At 61.7% G+C, this 19,693-nt stretch carries 16 protein-coding genes; 10 read left to right on the top strand and 6 right to left on the bottom strand.

Annotated features, from left to right (window positions below; translation table 11 throughout):
* Positions 1-271 precede the first annotated feature (271 nt).
* On the top strand, positions 272-2,563 hold the full coding sequence (locus tag QQJ98_RS02480; RefSeq protein ID WP_284323729.1) for a glycosyl hydrolase family 28-related protein: 2,292 nt from the start codon (positions 272-274) through the stop codon (positions 2,561-2,563).
* 66 nt (positions 2,564-2,629) lie between these two features.
* Here QQJ98_RS02480 and QQJ98_RS02475 read toward each other — a convergent pair whose 3' ends face one another.
* A complete protein-coding gene (locus QQJ98_RS02475) occupies positions 2,630-3,142 on the bottom strand; it encodes a HugZ family pyridoxamine 5'-phosphate oxidase (RefSeq protein WP_284323728.1) in 513 nt (170 codons plus the stop codon).
* A gap of 433 nt (positions 3,143-3,575) precedes the next feature.
* Between QQJ98_RS02475 and acs the strand changes: the two genes are divergently transcribed.
* The 3 genes from acs to QQJ98_RS02460 all read left to right on the top strand — a co-directional run bounded on the left by acs (position 3,576) and on the right by QQJ98_RS02460 (position 8,241).
* Positions 3,576-5,537, top strand: coding sequence for an acetate--CoA ligase (acs, locus tag QQJ98_RS02470; protein WP_284323727.1), 1,962 nt, complete (start codon positions 3,576-3,578; stop codon positions 5,535-5,537).
* 4 nt (positions 5,538-5,541) lie between these two features.
* Positions 5,542-6,204 carry an adenylate kinase gene (locus tag QQJ98_RS02465; protein WP_284323726.1) on the top strand — a complete coding sequence of 221 codons (663 nt, stop codon included), beginning with the start codon at positions 5,542-5,544 and terminating at the stop codon, positions 6,202-6,204.
* A gap of 156 nt (positions 6,205-6,360) precedes the next feature.
* A complete protein-coding gene (locus QQJ98_RS02460; protein ID WP_284323725.1) occupies positions 6,361-8,241 on the top strand; it encodes an MFS transporter in 1,881 nt (626 codons plus the stop codon).
* Between the two features lie 78 nt (positions 8,242-8,319).
* Here QQJ98_RS02460 and QQJ98_RS02455 read toward each other — a convergent pair whose 3' ends face one another.
* Positions 8,320-8,601, bottom strand: a complete 282-nt coding sequence (locus tag QQJ98_RS02455) for a hypothetical protein (protein ID WP_284323724.1) — start codon at positions 8,599-8,601, stop codon at positions 8,320-8,322.
* Positions 8,602-8,919: 318 nt separating this feature from the next.
* On the bottom strand, positions 8,920-9,696 hold the full coding sequence (truA, locus tag QQJ98_RS02450) for a tRNA pseudouridine(38-40) synthase TruA (RefSeq protein WP_284323723.1): 777 nt from the start codon (positions 9,694-9,696) through the stop codon (positions 8,920-8,922).
* Between the two features lie 52 nt (positions 9,697-9,748).
* Between truA and QQJ98_RS02445 the strand changes: the two genes are divergently transcribed.
* From QQJ98_RS02445 to QQJ98_RS02435, 3 genes are read left to right on the top strand one after another with little or no spacing between them, the layout of a single operon-like run.
* Positions 9,749-11,215 carry a YcjX family GTP-binding protein gene (locus QQJ98_RS02445; protein WP_284323722.1) on the top strand — a complete coding sequence of 489 codons (1,467 nt, stop codon included), beginning with the start codon at positions 9,749-9,751 and terminating at the stop codon, positions 11,213-11,215.
* Positions 11,212-11,652: a GNAT family N-acetyltransferase gene (locus QQJ98_RS02440; RefSeq protein ID WP_284323721.1), complete on the top strand. Its 441-nt coding sequence runs from the start codon at positions 11,212-11,214 to the stop codon at positions 11,650-11,652. The genes QQJ98_RS02445 and QQJ98_RS02440 overlap by 4 nt, the downstream gene beginning before the upstream one ends.
* Entirely contained in the window at positions 11,652-12,674 is a 1,023-nt protein-coding gene (locus QQJ98_RS02435; RefSeq protein ID WP_284323720.1) for a YcjF family protein, read from the top strand. The genes QQJ98_RS02440 and QQJ98_RS02435 overlap by 1 nt, the downstream gene beginning before the upstream one ends.
* A gap of 328 nt (positions 12,675-13,002) precedes the next feature.
* Here the strand turns inward: QQJ98_RS02435 and argE are convergent, their stop codons facing one another.
* Positions 13,003-14,151, bottom strand: a complete 1,149-nt coding sequence (gene argE, locus QQJ98_RS02430) for an acetylornithine deacetylase (protein WP_284323719.1) — start codon at positions 14,149-14,151, stop codon at positions 13,003-13,005.
* 167 nt (positions 14,152-14,318) lie between these two features.
* On the opposite strand from argE, the gene QQJ98_RS02425 reads away from it, so the two are divergent.
* Entirely contained in the window at positions 14,319-15,068 is a 750-nt protein-coding gene (locus QQJ98_RS02425) for a hypothetical protein (protein ID WP_284323718.1), read from the top strand.
* A gap of 270 nt (positions 15,069-15,338) precedes the next feature.
* Here QQJ98_RS02425 and QQJ98_RS02420 read toward each other — a convergent pair whose 3' ends face one another.
* Together QQJ98_RS02420 and QQJ98_RS02415 are read right to left on the bottom strand one after the other, a co-directional pair.
* On the bottom strand, positions 15,339-15,971 hold the full coding sequence (locus tag QQJ98_RS02420; protein WP_284323717.1) for an HAD family hydrolase: 633 nt from the start codon (positions 15,969-15,971) through the stop codon (positions 15,339-15,341).
* Between the two features lie 35 nt (positions 15,972-16,006).
* The gene (locus QQJ98_RS02415) at positions 16,007-17,959 is read right to left on the bottom strand and encodes a bifunctional 2',3'-cyclic-nucleotide 2'-phosphodiesterase/3'-nucleotidase (protein WP_284323716.1); all 1,953 of its coding nucleotides are present in this window, start codon (positions 17,957-17,959) and stop codon (positions 16,007-16,009) included.
* Positions 17,960-18,191: 232 nt separating this feature from the next.
* Between QQJ98_RS02415 and nudC the strand changes: the two genes are divergently transcribed.
* Both nudC and QQJ98_RS02405 read left to right on the top strand, forming a co-directional pair.
* Positions 18,192-19,142, top strand: coding sequence for an NAD(+) diphosphatase (gene nudC / locus QQJ98_RS02410; RefSeq protein WP_284323715.1), 951 nt, complete (start codon positions 18,192-18,194; stop codon positions 19,140-19,142).
* A gap of 68 nt (positions 19,143-19,210) precedes the next feature.
* The gene (locus tag QQJ98_RS02405) at positions 19,211-19,684 is read left to right on the top strand and encodes an SRPBCC family protein (protein WP_284323714.1); all 474 of its coding nucleotides are present in this window, start codon (positions 19,211-19,213) and stop codon (positions 19,682-19,684) included.
* Positions 19,685-19,693 lie beyond the last annotated feature (9 nt).

The following is a 19,693-nucleotide window of genomic DNA, read 5'->3' as shown; positions in this document are numbered from 1 at the left end:
AAAATTTACCTGTTACAAATCATCCTTGTGACGGGCCATAACATAGTCACGCGCAAAAAAACAGCCTGTCCGATTGGCGAATCTAAGACTGCGCTGATTATTTAGGCGATTCTTTGCCCATCGCGGGCCAATTCCGCGCAAGCCCTGAGTCGCCCACCGCGCGCTGCGCTTGGTTTGCATTAACGGTTTCTCGCTAGCTCTGAGGCCTCATGCCCGGCGGACGCAGTTTCGCCAGCGTGGATTGTTGGCATAACAAGGCGAGGTTGACGCGATGAACAAGGCAATTACCGAAGGATTGGCCCTGATGCCACCGCCGTTTTCGGCGGGTCTGGCACTGTGGTCGCGTGAGGACGGGCTGACAGGTCAAGGGTCTTACGCGGGGCAGGCAAACGCCGCCTATGTGCCCGCAGATCAGGATTTCGCGGGCTGTATGGAGCTGCAAAAGACCAGTGCCATCCAAAAGCTGCGCTGCTTTCAGTCGATCCCCTGTCAGCCGGGGATGTATTTGCGGGTAACGGCCCGCATCAAAGCCATCAGCGGCGCTTTGCCAAGCGTGCGCATTGCGGGCTGGGCAGGGTCAGGCTCGGGGACCAATGTCAGCAGTGCCGATCAGCAGGGGCCGAGTGTGGCGCTGACCAGCTATGGTTCGGTCGTCGTGGTCAGCGCGATCATCGGATCGGGAAATCGGCCCGGGGTGGATATGGTCTGGGGCACTGCCCCTGTCCTTGGCCATTTCGGTCTTGATCTGACTGGGCCAACCGGCGGCGTGGTGCGGATTGATGACATCACCATCGAGGATGTGACGGATGTGTTCCATTCCGACATGTTCGATTGGGTGGATGTGCGCGACTATGGCGCGATTGGCGACGGCGTCACCGATGATCGCGCGGCCTTTGATGCCGCCGATGCGGCGGCGGTGGGCAAGACGGTGGTGGTGTCTCCCGGCGTCTATTACATCGGCGCGCATCTGACCTTTGAAAATCCGGTGAAGTTTGAAGGCACCATCGTGATGCCCGACAACCAGCGGCTGGCCTGCACGCGCAATTACAACCTTGATACCTATGCCGCAGCCTTTGGCAGTGAACTGACCGGGTTCAAGAAAGCCTTGCAGGTGCTGTTCTATTTCACCGACCATGTGACTCTGGATCTGAACGGCCGCCGGGTCGAGATGACAGAGCCGATCAACGTCGCGGCGCTGGCTGGCATCACCAGCTTTACCACCCGGCGCGCGGTGGTGAACGGCAATCTTGTGGCGCTGCCCGGCACGGCGTGGAACACTCAGACCATGACGGCAGTGGCGACTTATGCGGTGGCCAATCCGCTGACGCTGACCGGCGTGGCCAATATCGCCGCAATTCCTGTGGGCGCGCGGATCAGCGGCACCGGCGTCGGGCGCGAGGTTTATGTGCGCGCGAAAAACCTAGGCGCGGGCACGATCACCCTCAGCCAACCCCTGTGGGCCGCCGCTGGTACCCGCACATTCACCTTTGATCGCTACGCCTATATGCTTGATTTCTCGGGCTTTGCCGAATTGACGCGGTTTCAGGTGAAAGGCGTCGAATTCAACTGTGCCGCCATCGCCAGCGGCATCAATCTGGCGCTGACCGGGGCAATTTTTGATGTGACCGAGTGTATGTTCGGGCAGGTCAAGGACCGCGCCATCACCTCAACCGGCGAAGGCTGTCAGGATCTGCACATTGATCGCTGCCAGTTTTTCTCGGCCGATCAGGGTCAGCTGGCGCAAAACCGGGTGTCGGTGGTGTTCAACGCCAATGCCAATGACATCAAGATCCGCAACAACCGCGCCTCGCGGTTCGCGCATTTTGGCGTGGTGGCGGGGTCGGCCTCGATCTTTCTGGGCAACCACTTTTTCGGCGGCGATGATGCGCCCGCCAATGGCGTGCGTCGGGCGGGGGTTGTGCTGACCTTGGCCAATTCCAAGACCTTTTTCACCGGGAACTACGTCGATAACTGCTTTATCGAACTGTCGAATGAACATGATGCCACTCCGACCTTTGGCGATGAATATTCGTTTGGCGGGCTGACCATAACCGGCAATGTGTTCATCTCGCACAACACCAATGCGTGGTTTTCCTGGATCATGGTGACGCCGCGCGGGCCGGGGCATTTCATCTCGGGGCTGACGGTGACCAGCAATGTGTTCTCAACCCGCGGCTTGGATATTGACCGGGCAGAGTCGATCGACACCAGCTATGCGACGCTGGCGATGAACTCGTTCCGCAACATCTGCTTTGATCAGAACACTTACAACGGCGTCGTGCAGCGCGCCGTCAGCCCGATGTTGGTAGAGCATACCCAGAACACCGCATCGGACACTTGGGCGGTCAACAGCAACAACCTGCTGCCGTTTGGCGGGCGCGCGCGCAATGTGACGGCTGTGGTGGCCGAGGGGGCTTTGACCAATGCAGCCGGGGCGGTGCAATTCGTCACGCCCTATGCGCAGGTCGAGCAAGGCGCAGGCGGGCAGTTTGCCAATCTGAAATGGCCCAGCGCGGTGAAAGGCCGGGTGCAGGTGACGCTGCGAGTCGACAACCCGGTCTAAGCACGCGCCACTGCCCCGGCGCAGGCCGGGGCCTCATGGTCAGCACGGGACGGCAGAGGCCCCGGATCAGGTCCGGCGCGGCGGCGCGATTGGGGCAAGGTCGGTGGGCGCAAGCCGGAACGCCTTGCCAAAGCCGCCATTCAGCAGCGCCGATTGCGGCACCAGCCGCACGAAAGCAAAATCCCCCAGATCAACATAAAGGGCTGTCTTCGGATGGCCCTTTAGCCAATGCGCGCGCAAAGCTGGCCGGGCGGGATCATCCGCCCCGACAAAGCGCGCCTCTGCCCGGATCATCAGGCGCGGATGGGTCAGCGGATCCCCCTTTGCACCCGGCTCTCCGACCATCAAAGCGCAGGCCGGATTGGCGCGCAACGCTGCGGTATGCGCGGCCAGCCCCGAGATCAGCGCCACCGGGATACCATCCTCATCCAACCCATAAGCGATGCGGCTGATGCCGGGGGTTTGGGTTTCGGGATCAGTCCAAGCCAGTGCTGCATGGTTGCTTTGCATCAGCGACAGCGCCAAAGCGCGGGCTTCATCATCGGCACTTGCCACGGGATCGGGGCGTTGTTCGGTCATATCGGGCCTTTGCACTGGAAAATGAGGCCGTCGGTGGCGGTAACAGGCTGCCGGGCGATGGCGTGGCTTATCATCCGAATCACCCCTTTGTGAACGGGATAATCCCGTTTGCTTTGCGTTCAGGCAGCGCAGACGACGCGCGCCCCACCCCTGCGCATTGCGGCGCATAATCCATATGTTGTGTGCCACCCCAAGCACAGGCCCAAGCCGGGCATGGTAGGGCACCCAACCATTTCATTGGCAATTTTCCGCCTGTTGACAAAATTCACCGCCTGATCTGTCAATTTATTTACAGGAAAACTGCATAGATAAAAAGAGTTACCATGTATTTTACAACTGCGTTATGATCAGGCTACAAACGGGGGAGCCCTGCCTTTGGCGGCAGGCCGTTGGGACGGGTCGCAAGACCTGACTGGGAACTGGGGAGAACACGATGTCCGATCACGCTGCTGCGCAGAAATATGCGGCTTCATCAGATTTTATTGCCAATGCACATGTGAACCTTGCGCAATATGACGCGATGTATGCTGCCTCGGTCGCGGATCCGGCAGCGTTTTGGGCCAAGGAAGGCCAGCGGATTGATTGGATCAAACCCTATAGCCGCGTCAAAGACACCACGTTCAAACTGGGCGAAGTGTCGATCAAATGGTTTGAAGATGGCACGCTGAACGTCTCGGCCAATTGTATCGACCGCCATATGCTGACCCGCGCCAACCAGACCGCGATCATATGGGAGCCGGACAGCCCCGAAACCCCCGCCCTGCACATCACCTATGCGCAATTGCTGGAAAACACCTGCCGCATGGCCAACGTCCTGAAAGCACAGGGCGTTGCGCGTGGTGATCGTGTGGTGATCTATCTGCCGATGATCCCCGAGGCCGCCTATGCAATGCTGGCCTGCGCGCGGATTGGAGCTATTCATTCGATCGTGTTCGCAGGCTTTTCGCCGGATGCTTTGGCCAACCGCATCAATGATTGCGACGCCAAGCTGGTGATCACCGCCGATTTTGCGCCGCGTGGTGGCAAGAAAACCGGGCTGAAAAGCAACACTGACGCGGCTTTGCTGAATTGCGATGACCGGGTGAAATGCCTTGTGGTCAAACACACCGGCGATCAGACATCTTGGGTCGATGGCCGCGATATTGACGTAAAGGCCGAGATGGCCAGCGCCAAACCCTATTGCGCCTATGTCGAGATGGGGGCGGAAGATCCGCTGTTCATCCTCTATACCTCGGGGTCGACGGGCAAACCCAAGGGCGTGGTGCATACCTCGGGCGGGTATCTGGTCTATGCCGCGATGACGCAGCAGATCACCTTTGATTACCATGACGGCGATGTGTTCTGGTGCACCGCTGACGTGGGTTGGGTGACCGGGCACAGCTATATCATCTACGGCCCGCTCGCGAATGGTGCGACGACTGTGATGTTTGAAGGCGTGCCGACCTATCCCGATGCCGGTCGCTTCTGGCAGGTTTGCGCCAAGCACAAAGTCAGCCAGTTCTACACCGCCCCCACCGCCATTCGCGCGCTGATGGGTCTGGGGCCGGATTGGCCCGCCAAGCACGATCTTTCCAGCCTCAAGCTGCTGGGTTCGGTGGGCGAGCCGATCAATCCCGAAGCCTGGAGCTGGTATAACCAGCACATCGGCCACAACCGCTGCCCGATTGTCGATACATTCTGGCAGACCGAAACCGGCGGCCATCTGATCACGCCTTTGCCGGGGGCGATTGCGCAAAAGCCCGGCTCGGCCACATTGCCGTTCTTTGGCGTGGTGCCGGTGGTGCTGGACCCTGCCACGGCCAAGGTGCAGGACGCCGTGGAAACCGATGGTGTGCTCTGCATCGCTGACAGCTGGCCGGGGCAGATGCGCACGCTTTGGGGCGATCATGCCCGCTTTGAAGAAGCCTATTTCAGCCAATACCCCGGCTATTACTTCACCGGCGACGGCTGCCGCCGCGATGTCGATGGCTACTACTGGATCACCGGGCGGGTGGATGATGTGATCAACGTCTCGGGTCACCGCATGGGCACGGCCGAGGTCGAATCGGCGCTGGTTGCTCACCCCAAAGTCGCCGAATCCGCCGTGGTCGGCTATCCGCATGACATCAAGGGCCAAGGTATCTACGCCTATGTGACGCTGATGCGCGGCGAAGAACCCTCGGATGCTTTGCGCAAAGAACTTGAGGCATGGGTGCGCAATGAAATCGGCCCGATTGCCAAGCCCGATCTGATCCAATGGGCGCCGGGCCTGCCGAAAACCCGGTCCGGCAAGATCATGCGCCGTATCCTGCGCAAGATCGCCGAGAATGATTTCGGCGCCTTGGGCGATACCTCGACCCTCGCCGATCCGTCGGTGGTGGATGAGCTGATCGCCAACCGCATGAACAAGGCGTAAGCGGATGGCCCCGGTTCTGATCCTGCTTGGTCCTCCCGGTGCTGGCAAAGGCACCCAAGCCCGCATGCTGGAACAAGACTTCGGCCTGATCCAGCTGTCCACCGGCGATCTTTTGCGCGCGGCAGTCAAAGCAGGCACGTCGGCAGGGTTGGCGGCCAAAGCGGTGATGGCGGCGGGCGGTTTGGTATCGGATGACATCGTGCTGGCGATCCTGCGCGACCGCATGGCAGCGCCCGATGTGGCAAAGGGCATCATTCTGGATGGCTTCCCGCGCACCGCTGGCCAAGCCGAAGCGCTGGATCATCTGCTGGCAGAAACTGGCCAAAAGATCACCGCTGCGATCAGCCTTGAGGTCGACGATGCCGCAATGGTGGGCCGGGTTGCGGGCCGCCACACCTGCGGCGCTTGTGGTGAAGGCTATCATGACCAATTCAAACGCCCCGCTCAGTCCGGCGTTTGTGACAAATGCGGAGGCACGGCGTTCAACCGCCGCGCCGACGACAATGCCGAAACGGTGCGCGACAGGCTGACGGCCTACCACGCCCAGACGGCTCCGTTGATTGCGTATTACGACAGCAAAGGCGTGCTGGAACGGGTAGATGCGATGGGAAAAATCGCCGAAATCCGCACAGCCCTCGGCCAGATCGTAGCAGCAATCGCGGCATGAAAGACGAGGTCCATCCCCGTTGAGGAGCGGGTATGGGGCATAAACGACAGATCAGCTGACCCAATACCGAACCCTGCCTTGGCAGGGACCGCGACAGGCATGCCGATTTGCAGGGATAGGGAAGCGGCATCGCCGCACAACAAGGGAGGCCACATCATGGCACTAGCACCCGACGCCAGCACCCGCTCGCGTCCAATGACGGCAGAAGAGCGCAAGGTTATCCTTGCCTCATCCGCCGGGACGATCTTTGAATGGTATGACTTCTACCTCTACGGCAGCTTGGCTGCCGTGATCGGCGCGCAGTTCTTCACCCCCTTCCCCGAAGCCACCCGCAACGTGTTCGCGCTGCTGGCCTTTGCGGCAGGCTTCATCGTGCGTCCGTTTGGGGCTTTGGTGTTCGGCTCGCTCGGCGATCTGATCGGGCGGAAATACACCTTCCTGATGACCATTTTGATCATGGGCTTTTCGACCTTCCTTGTTGGTCTTTTGCCAAACTACTATTCTTGGGGCATCGCAGCACCGATCATTCTGGTGGGCCTGCGGATGTTGCAGGGCCTTGCCTTGGGTGGCGAATACGGTGGCGCTGCGGTTTATGTGGCTGAACATGCACCGCAAAACCAACGCGGCTATTTCACCGCCTTTATCCAGACCACCGCCACCTTGGGCCTGCTGCTGTCGCTGATCGTCATTCTGATGGTGCAGGGCTATGTCAACGGCAACTGGCCTGATGTCCCCGCTCCGGTTGCTGAGGGTGTTGCGGCACTGATGAACCCCGACGGCACACCGATGATGATCCGGCCATTCAATGACTGGGGTTGGCGCATCCCGTTCCTTGGCTCAGCTTTCCTGCTGGCGATCTCGCTTTATATCCGCCTGCAAATGAACGAAAGCCCGGCCTTCAAAAAGATGAAGGAAGAAGGCGCTGCCTCGAAAGCCCCGCTGCGGGAAGCGTTTGGCCAATGGAAAAACGCCAAAATCGCGCTGATCGCGCTGTTTGGTCTGACGGCAGGTCAAGCCGTGGTCTGGTATTCGGGCCAGTTCTACGCGCTGTTCTTCATCCAGAACGTGGTGAAGGTCGACAGCTTTACCTCGAACGTGCTGGTGGCGTGGTCGCTGATCCTTGGCACTGCTGGCTTCTTGTTCTTCGGGTCGTTGTCTGACCGCATCGGCCGCAAGCCGATCATTCTGGCAGGGTGCCTGATTGCGGCGCTCACCTATTTCCCGGTGTTCAAAGCGCTGACCCACACCGCCAACCCGATGCTGGCCGCCGCACAGGAAACCCCTGTCGTGGTGACGGCTGATCCGGCGGATTGCTCGTTCCAGTTCAACCCAACCGGCACGTCCAAGTTCAACTCGTCTTGCGATATTGCCAAAGCCTCGCTGTCGAAACTGTCGGTGAATTCGACCACGGTGGATGCGCCTGCAGGCACCGTCACCTCGGTGAAAATCGGCGAAACCGAAGTGACGTCCTATAACGTCGCGGAAAACGCCAAGGCGATTGCTGACGCCAAAGCAGCCCTTGAAACCGCAAAGGCTGGCACCGATCAGGCCGCCACCGATGCTGCACAAAAGGCAGTTGATGACGCAAGCGGCGTGAAAACCGGGTTTGAAAAAGCCATCAACGACGCGCTGAAAGCTGCCGGCTATCCGATGGTTGCAGCGGATAACACCAGCGTTGCCAAGGCCAGCAACTTCTTCGACATCTTCACCGCGCAAAAGCTGAAAATCGTGGCGATTCTGACCTATCTGATCCTGCTGGTGACGATGGTTTATGGCCCGATCGCGGCCATGCTGGTCGAGCTGTTCCCGACCCGCATCCGCTATTCGGGTATGTCGCTGCCCTACCATATCGGCAACGGCTGGTTCGGTGGCCTGCTGCCCGCGACCGCTTTCGCGATCTCGGCACAATCGGGCAACATCTATGCAGGTCTGTGGTATGCCATCGTGATCGCCGTGATCACTGTGGTGATCGGCACGATCTTTGTGCCGAACGGCACGCATAAGAAAGACATCTTCTCGGACGCCAACAACCGCTAAGAGGTTTGTCATGACGGAAAGGGGCCGGGAGGAAACTCCCGGCCCCTTGCCATGCGGCGTTAGTATTTTAGGGCGCGGTCAGCCGCGAAAGCGCTGAAACAAGGTCCAAGCCGCCAGAATGATCGCCAAAATCACCACATTCGCCGCCACGCCGACCGCAATCAGCTGCGCCAAGGGCATGCCAGATGGATTGGGCATCGTGCTGGGCAAAATCACCGCCACAAACACCGCCCCCGCCGCCAGTGGCACCCAAACCCCCGAAGCTGCGCGCGTGCGCAGCATGGTGATGAAAAGCGCAATCAACAGCCCAATGCGGAACGGATCAGACAGCTGGGATATCAGCAATTCGGGAAGGGTCATGGCGGCTCCTGTTCTTTAGACCTTGATAGGCGAGACCGGGCTTGCGGTCCAGCAGCGCTGCGCCTGCTGACACCCCAGCGGGGGCTCGCCCCCGCACCCCGAGGATATTTTTGCAGAGAGGATGACCAAGATCGTTCACTCTATTTTAATCCGACGCGTTCAAACTCAAACAGCGGTACAGGCGGGGACGCCGATGACCGTCAGAGGGGATGATGCTCCGCGGGTTGATCCGTTCTCCTGTCGGGGCATCTGAACCACGCGGGTCAGCGCAACGGCGCGGGCAGTCCGCTACAACTGTCGCCTTTGAACATCGTCTTGCTACAGATCCGCAAACGGATCGACCGGATAGCCCACCCCGGTCATATACAGCCCATCCGGCGGGGACACTGGCCCGCAGGCGGTGCGGTCCGCAGCCTCTAGCGCCACCTTCACCTGATCGGGATGCCAAGCGCCTGCCCCGACCCTCTCTAACGTCCCGACAATCGAGCGCACCTGATTGTGCAGAAAACTGCGCGCGCGCAGGGTAAAGCGGTACTCCACCCCCGCCGGATAGGGCAGCTCGACGATGGATACCTCATCCAGACCTTTCACCGGGCTGGCTGCCTGACAATGGGTCGAGCGAAACGTGGTAAAGTCGTGCTTGCCGATCAGATGCGCCGCCCCCGCGCGCATCGCTTCCAGATCCAGCGGGCTATGCACCCGCCACACCTTGCCCAGATCATGCGTCGCGGGCGCGCGCCGCGCCACAAGACGGAACAAGTAGCGCCGTTCGTTGGCCGAGAACCTTGCGTGGAAATCCTCGCCGACCCGCACCACCGCCAGCACCGATACCGGATGTGGGCGCAGATGCGCGTTCAGCGCTGCGGCCAATCGAAATGTGTCCCAATCGCGCGTCAGATCGCAATGCGCCACCTGCCCCGTTGCATGCACGCCGGAATCCGTCCGCCCCGCCGCTGCGATCGTATGCGGCCCCGGTTCCAGCCGCGCAAGGGCTGCCTCAATCGCGCCCTGCACCGTCAACTGGCCCCCCGCCTGGCGCTGCCAGCCGTTGAACGGGCCTCCGTCATAGTCGATGAGCATGGCATATCTGGGCATCGCTTTGAATTACTGCGCGTGCGCGGCGGTGTCCATGCTTTGAGAACGGGCCATGCCTTCCAAAACGCCCCCCGCCGCCCTATGTTCACCCCAAGCAACAGGATGGGCGGCTTTGTTTTCCAGTATAACCCACGGCATTTCCCGGCAAATCGAGGCCGCAGCCACGGCTCTGACCGGCTATGAACCCGTGCTGCGCATCGGCGTCACCGGCCTCAGCCGCGCCGGCAAAACCGTGTTCATCACCAGCCTTGTCGCCAATCTGCTTGACCGCGCCCGCATGCCGCAGTTGACCGCACAGGCGCAGGGCCGCATCGAGGCGGTCTATCTGCAGCCGCAGCCCGACGACACCCTGCCGCGCTTTGCCTTTGAAGACCACCTTGCCGCGATGACGGGCGATGATCCGCGTTGGCCGCAATCCACCCGCGCGATCTCAGAGCTGCGCCTGTCGTTCCGCACCCGCACCACTGGTCTGATTGGCAGCTTTGCGGGCCCGCGCACCCTGCATGTCGATATCATCGACTACCCCGGCGAATGGCTGCTGGACCTCGCCCTGCTGGATAAATCCTACGCCGCTTGGTCGGAAGAGACCCTGAACCGCATTGCCAAGCGCCCCGAGGCGACCGAATTCATGGCCCATGCCCGCGCCGAAGATGGCAGCCTGCGCCTTGAAGAGGCCCGCGCAGCCGCGCTTGCCGCGCAGTTCACCGCCTATCTCACAGCCGCCCGCGCGGCGGGGTGGTCCGATTGCACCCCCGGTCGGTTTCTGCTGCCCGGTGATCTGGCAGGCTCGCCGGTTCTGACCTTTGCCCCGCTGCCGCCCCCCGCCCAGACGCCCCGCAACAGCCTGTGGCGCGAGATGCAGCGCCGCTACGACGCTTATAAATCCCGCGTCATCCAGCCGTTCTTCCGCGAGCATTTCGCCAAGATTGATCGCCAGATCGTGCTGGTCGATGTGCTGTCTGCCCTGCACCAAGGCCCGCAAGCCGTCGAGGATCTGCGCCGCACCATGGCCGAGGTGCTCGACGCATTCCGCCCCGGTCGCAATGGCTGGCTGACGGGCATCCTTGGCGGCAAACGGGTTGAAAAAATCCTGTTCGCCGCCACCAAAGCCGACCATTTGCACCACACCCAGCACCCGGCGCTGACCGGCATCATGCGCGCGATGCTGCGCGAGGCCGTAAGCCGCGCCGATTTCGCAGGCGCGCAGACCTCGGCGATCTCGATGGCCAGCCTGCGATCAACCGTTGAAGAAACCGTTTTGCGCCAAGGTATTAGCCTTGATGCGGTGCGCGGGCGGCTTTTGTCCAGTGGCAAGCAAGCCGTGATGTATCCCGGCCAGCTGCCCACCGACCCCAGCCGTCTGCTGTCACCCGCCCGCGAAGGCGCGGAAAAGTGGCTTGATGCCGACTATGCCCTGATGGAATTCGCCCCCGCCCGCACCACCCTGCGCCCCGGCGAAGGCCCGCCGCATATCCGGCTGGACCGCGCCGCTGAATTTCTGATCGGGGATCGTTTGTGAGCCCCGCGATCACCGATGCCACGCCAGCCGACGCACCCGCCATCGCCGCCATCTTGGGCGCGTGGAACCGCGATACCGCTTGGATGCCGAAACTGCACAGCGCCGCCGAAGACCTTGGCTTTGCGCAGCATCTGATCTCCAGCCGCACCACCCGCGTCTTGCGCGCGCCCGATGTTCTGGGCTTTCTCTCCCGCATGGGCGAACAGATCGAGGCGCTGTATCTCGCCCCCACGGCACGCGGTCGGGGCCACGGCGCGCAGCTGCTGGCCGAGGCCAAAGCCGCCTGCGCCCAGCTGACGCTTTACACCTTCCAAGCCAATCTGCCCGCACAGCGCTTTTACGCCCGCGAAGGCTTTGCCGAAATCGCCCGCAGCGATGGCGCGGATAATGACGAACACCTGCCTGACCTGCGCCTGCACTGGCGAAAGGAGCCGTAATGTCCTCGGAATTTGACGACAAGCCCCGCCTGCACGGCCCGTTGATGCAGGAATATGACGGCGATGCCGCCGATCCCGGTTTGGCCGATGCCGTGCCAGACGCGGGGGCTGCACGCGCCATTCAGACCGCCGCGGTTCTGGCACAACGCCGGGGCTCCGGCTTCACCCCTTTTGCGCTTTGGGTGTTTGGCAGCCTGTTCACGCTGGTGCTCTCGGTGTCCGCATGGAACTTCGTCACCGGATTGTTCAGCGAAAACTCTGTGCTGGGCTGGGTGGCCTTTGCGCTGTTCATCCTTGCGCTGCTCGTCGTGCTGGTGCTGGCGGTGCGCGAGGTGCTGGCGTTTTCGCGCATGGCCCGGCTGGACAAGCTGCGCATCGCCGCAGCCGAGGCCCGCCTGAACGCCGATCTGAAAGCCGCCCGCGCCATCACTGCCAGCCTGACCAGCCTGTACGCCGACCGCGCCGATACCGCATGGGGGCGCGCCCGTCTGGCCGAGCGCGCGCCCGAAATGTATGACGCCGACGCTTTGCTGTCTTTGGCCGAGGTCGAACTGATGGCCCCGCTCGACCGTGCCGCTTTGGCCGAGGTTGAGGCCGCCGCGCGTCAGGTCGCCACCGTCACCGCCTTTGTCCCCTTGGCCTTGGCCGATGTGGCAACCGCGCTTTATTCCAACCTGAAACTGATCCGCCGTCTGTCCGAAATTTACGGCGGGCGCTCGGGCAGCATGGGCAGTTTTCGCCTGATGCGCCGGGTGTTTTCGGCACTTCTGGGTGCGGGCGCGATTGCCTTGGCCGATGACCTGATCGGCTCGGTCGCCTCGGGTGGGTTGCTGGCGAAAATCTCGCGCCGCTTTGGAGAGGGCGTGGTGAACGGCGCTCTGACAGCCCGGGTCGGTCTCGCCGCGATGGAGCTGTCGCGCCCGATGCCCTTTGTGGCCCTGCCGCGACCGGGAACGAGCGCCACGACAAGCCGCGCACTGGCGGGGCTGTTCGGGCGGGCGGAAAAGGTCGAGGAAACCTAAACCCTTCCAGTCCCAACGCACGGCGTGCCAATCCTGCAAGATTTGGCCGCAGACAAATCTTGCCGCGCCTGCCTGCCCCCGGCAGGCGCGTTACCGCGCCAGCCCAGTCAGGCGCGGCAAGATTGGACACAGGGGGCTTGCTGCATCAAACCCCTTGCGCGACGGCGTTCCGCCTTCCGCACAACACGCCGGAAACCTCTGCTTCGCAGAGTTTTCTTTCGGCGCGAGGCTGGTGCGGAAACGGTGCAAAAGTTAAAAAAGTGTTAAACCGACCACATCAACCCACTGATTTAAAACACATAAAAATGGTCCCGCGTTGGGACCAGCGCTAAAACCCCACTTCGCAGCGATCCACCAATTCCGCCAACATCGCCCGACACCGCTCGATCTGCTCCACAGAAACGAACTCATCCGGCTTGTGCCCCTGCGCCATCGACCCCGGCCCGCAGATCACCGTCGGTATCCCCAGCCGCGCATCAAACAGCCCGCCCTCGGTGCCAAAAGCCACCTTGATCGTGCCATTCGCCCCCGTCAGCGATTTGACGAAATTCACCACCCCCGCATCCGAAGGCGTGCCCAACCCCGGATAATCCCACAGCCGCTCAATACGGATTTCCGCCTCGGGGAATTCCGCCCGCAGCGGCGCCAAAATCGCCTCGGCCCCGGCGCGCAGATCGGCGATCAAAGCCTCGGTATCCTCGCCCGCCAGACTGCGGATTTCAAAGTCGATCACCGCAGAATTGGGCACGATATTCACCTGCACCCCGCCATTCAACTTGCCGACATGCAGCGTCGAGTAAGGCACATCATAATCGCCATCCCGCAGACCCTCAGCCGCCACCCGCGCCTGCAAGCCGCGCACCACACCGACAAAATCCGCCGCCAGATGCAAGGCGTTCAGCGCAAGCGGAGCCAGCGCCGAATGTCCCTCACGCCCCACACAGGTCGCGCGCAACGCGATCTTGCCCTTGTGCCCGGTTGCGACCTGCATCGCCGTAGGCTCGCCAACAATACACATGCGCGGGCGGATCGGCGCGGCCTCCAGCATCTCAATCAGACTGCGCACCCCCATGCAGCCGATTTCCTCATCATAAGACAAAGCCAGATGCAGCGGCACTTTCAGCGGCCGACGCGCGGCCAGCAAAACCGCCTCGATCGCGCAGGCAGCAAAGCCCTTCATATCCGCCGCCCCCCGGCCATAATAGCGCCCGGCTTGCTCGGTCAACGCGAACGGCGGCACGGTCCAGGCCTGCCCCTCCACCGGGACCACATCGGTATGGCCCGACAGCATCACCCCCGGCACCCCCTGCGGCCCGATGGTGGCGTATAAATTCGCCTTACCGCCGCCCGCATCCGGGATCAGCACTGAGTCTATCCCCGCCTCGGCCAGCAGATCGCGCACATAGCCCATCAGCGCGATGTTGGGCTTCGAACTGACCGTATCAAAGCCCAGCAACTGTTCCAGAATATCGCGCATGATGCCTCCCGTTTTGCGGGCAAGCTAACGGCAAGCGCGCCAAGGGGGAAGCCATCCGCCGCCCTTGCTGACGCAATTTGTCATGCAAAAGTCCCTTCCCAAACGGGTATTCATTTGCCAACATCGCACGATATCGCCCGTTTGGGCCCGAACAGATTGGACAGCAGATGACATTGAAAAAGCTTATCCCCGCCCTTGCCACCACCGCCTTGGTGGCACTGACCTTGCCCGCCTTTGCCCAGACCGCAACCGAAGCGCCCGCAACCGAAGCCCCGGCAGCCGACGCGCCCGCCGCCACGACGCCAAAGGGGCCGAACGTCAAATCCTCGGCCACTGGCACCAAAGGCGCTGTGGCGACATTGGCGATGGCGCAGGATCTTTACGCCTTGGGCATGACCAACAAAGACGCGCTGACCGTGCTGACGGCGGCCAAGCTTGCCGGGTCGGTCGAGGTCAAAGAAGTCGAGCGCAAGAAAGACACCAAAGGCACCGAACTGGCTGGCGAGGCCGAGGGCAAGGATCTGCCAGTGGATGCCGCCACCATGATGGCCTCTGCTAAGGAACTCGCCGGCGAGGATGAGGTGTTGGCCGGGCTGGTAGAGGATGCGATGGTCGAAGCAGGCCGTGGCCGTGTTGGCGGCGCATCCTCCACCCTGTCACGGCTGCCTGCAGGGCAGACCGACACTTGGGAAGTGCCGTTCTATGGCGACAGCTATGCTGAACTTGCAGTGGTCGGCGATGGCGATTCAAACCTGGATGTGCTGGTCACCGACGAGTCCGGCAATACGATCTGCTACGATGTCAGCTGGTCGGATCAGGTCTACTGCGACTTTGTGCCAGCGTGGAATGGCTATTTCTATGTGACGGTGCAGAACAACGGCAGCTCACGCAACAGCTATTACCTGATGACGAACTGAGACTGGTGCAAAGCCCTGATGACGGCGCGCTGAAAGGTGCGCCGTTTTGCATTGGGGGGCACAGGCGCAGATAGCCAAACACGCGCCTGATTTTCAACGCACGCTGCTTGGCACCACCGCCCCAGCAAAACCTGCCCCAAGGGATTTGCTCTTTCTGAAATACTCCCGCCGGAGGCTTCGGTGGCCCGCCCAAAAAGCCTGCGGGTGGCATATCCGCGCCAGAAGATGACAATACTAGCTACGTTCTAGCGACCTGCGCGCGCAGCGGCGCTAGATCAACAGCCCCGCATGCCGGGCCCCCGCCAGCAGATTGTCGGCCAGATGATGCGCCCAGCGGCCTTGGCTTGGCACCACATCGGGCACTTGCACCACAAAGCACCCGGCGCGGTGCGCGGCTTCAGCGCCGGTCTCGCTGTCTTCAAACACCAGACAACGCGCGGGGGCGACGCCAAGTTTCTCGGCGGCCAGCAGATAGGGCGCGGGATCGGGTTTTGGGGCGCTGACATCATCGACGGTGATGATCAGATCGAACATCTCGGCAATGCCCGCCACCGCCAGCTTGCGATGCGCCTCGCGCCGCCCCGAAGATGTGACAAGCGCCATCGGCAACAGCCGGGCTTGCAACAGATCCAGCGCGCCCGCTTTCAGATCAAGCCCCTCTGCTTCCATCGCGGCCAGAAAGCCACCCTGCCACAGGGGTTGCAGCGCTGCGTGATCAAGGCTGGGCATCGCCGCGCGGATGATCTTGCTGCCCGTGGGCAGATCGACTCCGACCAATTGATGCAGGAATTCTTCGGTCACCGGGTGGCCAAGCTCGGCAAATGCGGCAAGGCCCGAGGCCATTGCCAGACTTTCAGTGTCGATCAACGTGCCGTCGAGATCGAAGAAGATAGCGTCAAACATGGCAAGCCCCAGTTGTGCACCGCTTTGATAGCCGATCACAGATGCAGGCGAAAGCGGCGAAAGCCCGAGGCTTGCAGCGCAAGCGGCTCTAGACGCAGATGCGGAACATCGGCCAGATGATGCACCGCGCTCGGACTTAGATCCAGCGTCACCGTCGTGTCCGGCATGGCCACAAAGCCCCAAGTCGGCGTGGCGGCTTGCGGCACGGCCCCACGGCTGAGGTAATGCAGCAGCACCTCGCGGTTGCTCTCATCGCCATCATACAGAAACTGCTCGGTGCCGGTGCCAGCAAAGCCAGTGCCCCCCGCGACGCGGTAGCTGTTGGTGGCCAGCGCAAAGTGCTGCGCGGGCAGAACGGGTTGGCCCAGATAGCGCAGATCGCGGATACGCCGCGCCGCGGCGTCAACCACCCGGCCCCGGCTGTCAAAGCGGGGCGGCGCCGCGAGGTCGATCTGATAGCTCAGGCCGTGGATGATATCGAAGTTAAAGCTGGGGAAATCCTCGTCAATCAAGGCGGCGTCAACGGCACCCGGCGCGATCTGGCGATACAGACTGACCGAGCGTTCAAGCCAATCGGCAATGTCCTGACCGCTCAGGCGCAGGCAGGCCAGACTGTTGGGGTGGATGTAAAGATCACTGACATGCCGCGCCCGCAGCGGGCCTGCGGCAATGTCGGTATAATTTTCCGGCCCGGCTCGCCCCCCCGCCTTGAACGGGGCCACCGCTGACAGCAGCGGCAAGTTCGTCAGTGCCGCTGAAGATTCGGCGGGGGCAGGTGACGTGTCGGGCGCGAAAGTGTTGGCGGGCAAGACCTTGCGCAGATGATCAGCCTGCGCCGCCGCCACCAGCATCAGCGCCGGGCTATGGGTCAGCAACGCAAAATGGCTGTGCAGCGGCACCGGGCTTTCGCCAATCACCGCATCGGCTCTTTGCATCAAGGCCTGATGCGCAGGCCGTGCAATCTCGGCAATCGCCGGATCGTCGGAAACCAAGGCCATCACTTGCCCCGATTGCGGCTCGCGGCGGGAAATCGCGCGCAGGCTGGCGCTGAACTGCGCCACCTGCCAGCCTTTGTTGGTCTGGCGCAATCGCAGATCAATCACCCCCAGATGCGAACCGAAAAACCCCGGCATCACCGCAGGTTTGCCGCCCAGATCGCGGGAAGACTCGGTCGGAAAGGTCAGATGGGTGTGGCCTGCAATGATCGCGTCAATGCCGTTCACTTCGGCCAGTGCCGAACTCGCGTTCTCTGCCCCCGGATCAAGCTCGCTGCCGATTTGCGCGGTATCAATGCCGGAATGTGACAACGCCACGATCAGATCAGCGCCCTGCGCCCGCAGCTCTGGCACCAGCAGCCGCGCCGAGGCCACGATATCATCGACCGAAACACGGCTTTTCAGATAGCGCTTTTCCCAGATCGTGGTCTGCGGCGGAATAAAGCCCAGCACGCCGATTTTCAACTGATGCGAGCGCCCGTTGCGGTCGCGCAGATGGCGATGCAGCAGCAGGCTGGGTGCTGCCAGCGGCGCGCCGCGCGTTGGCTTGAAATAGAGGTTAGAGCAGACAATCGGAAACCGCGAAGCCGCAAGCGAACGCCGCAAGAACCCCAATCCGTGGCCAAATTCGTGATTGCCCAACGCCACCGCATCATAGCGCAACAGATTCATCGCCGCGATCATCGGGTGGGCATGCAGCGGACGACCCGAGCGCAGGGTGGGGGTGATCTCGGCCATGTAATCGCCAAGGATCGTGCCGTGCAGGAAGTCGCCATTATCAAACAACAGGTTCTGCGGACATTCAAACCGTGCCGTGTGGATCAGCGTGGCGATCCGCGCCAGACCGCGCTGCGGTGCGACTTTGTCAGAATGGTAGTCCCATGCCAACAGATTGGCATGCAAATCAGACGTGGCCAGCAACCGCAGATCAATCTCGACATTGGAAAAACTGCGGCCAGCGTCAGCGCGGCTATGCGTCAGGTTGTATTGCACCGTTGATCCCTAATTCGTCGCTATTGGGTGCCTGATCTATGTCACGCTTTTCTCCCAATGGTTTAGCGTGTTACATAGAGTTATCGAAAGGAAAGTGAAAACGTAACCATTTTTACTTTTATCTCCCCTGAGTTGCAAATTTGACCGTCTGGTTTACGCAGCAAACCCATCGCAGCGAATTGCCGCCACCGCTGTTCCGTGCGAAAGCTTGGGCAAAATATGGGGATCTGTGATGCGGCTGGCGGAAACGGTGACATTTGGCGGCTCGGGTCTGGATCGGGCGGCGGCTTTGCGCAATGACCCGGCGCAGATGGCCAAATTGCTGGACTCGGGGTTTGTGTTGCCGCTGTGGCGGGGCAAGCCCTTGATCGCAGGCCAAAGCGGGCTGGCTTGGGTCCGCGCTGACAGTCCGGTATTGCTGGGCGGCACTGCGGTGTTTCTGGGCCTCGACGATGGCATCGCGCGGTTTGCGCAAGATATCTCGGCTTGGGCACCAGAGGTTTTGGCGACCGAGGCCGGCCCCGGCTTTGTCGATGCCAACCGCCAGCATCACCCCGCCCTGCCGCAGGATCAGGCCTTTGAAGATCTGCGCGGTGTGATGACCTTGCTGACCCCGCGCGAGGCGGAATTGGCAGCGATGGCGAAAGCTGTGCTGCATTGGCACGCCTCGCATGGGTTTTGTGCGACCTGCGGTGCGCCGTCGCAGATCAGCCATGCCGGCTGGCAGCGCGGCTGTGCGGCCTGCGGCGCGCAGCATTTCCCGCGCACCGATCCGGTGGTGATCATGCTGGTGGTGCGTGGCAACAAGCTGCTGTTGGGGCGCTCGGCCCCATGGCCCGAGGGGATGTATTCGCTGCTGGCGGGCTTCGTTGAACCGGGTGAGACGCTGGAAGCCGCCGTGCGGCGCGAGGTGTTTGAAGAAACCGGCATCACCACCGGCCCGGTGCGCTATCTGGCCAGCCAGCCTTGGCCATTTCCGGCATCCTTGATGTTTGGCTGCATTGCCGAGGCGACCTCGGATCAGATCACCCTTGATCCGGTCGAACTGGAAGACGCCCTGTGGGTGACCCGCGAAGAGCTGGTCGAGGTGATGGCCGGGCAGCATCCCAAGATCAAACCTGCGCGAACCGGCGCTATTGCACAGTTTCTGATGGCAAATTTCCTTGCAGAACGGCTGGACTGAAGGCTATCACTGCCAAGGTTTCGAGTGCGCTGCATGTGCCGCAGACAAGAATAAAACAGGGGTCAGCGATGCGGTTTTCAACGAAGCAGGATATTGAAGCGCCGATTGCCGATGTGTTCCGCATCCTTTCAGATTTTGAAACATGGGAGCGCGCGGCAATGCGGCGCGGCGCCGAGGTGTCGCGCACCGACAAGCTGCGCCATGTTGCGGCTGGCATGCGCTGGGCCGCGCGATTTTCCTATCGCAGCAAACCCCGCAACATGGAGCTGGAGCTGATGCAGATCGAAGCGCCAACGCTTTTGCGCTTTGCCGGGACGTCACAGGCGATTGAGGGCCTAGCCTCGGTCGAATTGATGGAGCTGGGCGGCAAACGCACACGTATGCATGTGGTGCTGGAAGTCTCGGCGCGCAGCCTGACCGCGCGGTTGTTTCTGCAATCCCTGCGGCTTGCCCGCGCGCGGATTGACCGCAAATTTGACCAGCGCGCAGCGCAATTGGCGGGCGATATCGAAGCCCGCTATCGGGCGGTGAAGAAATACTGATCAAACGGG

The organism is Cypionkella aquatica, assembly GCF_030161095.1.
Classification (GTDB): Bacteria; Pseudomonadota; Alphaproteobacteria; order Rhodobacterales; family Rhodobacteraceae; genus Cypionkella; species Cypionkella aquatica.
The sequence above is the reverse complement of the archived record's forward strand: the minus strand, read 5'-3'. Positions and strand labels throughout refer to the sequence as shown.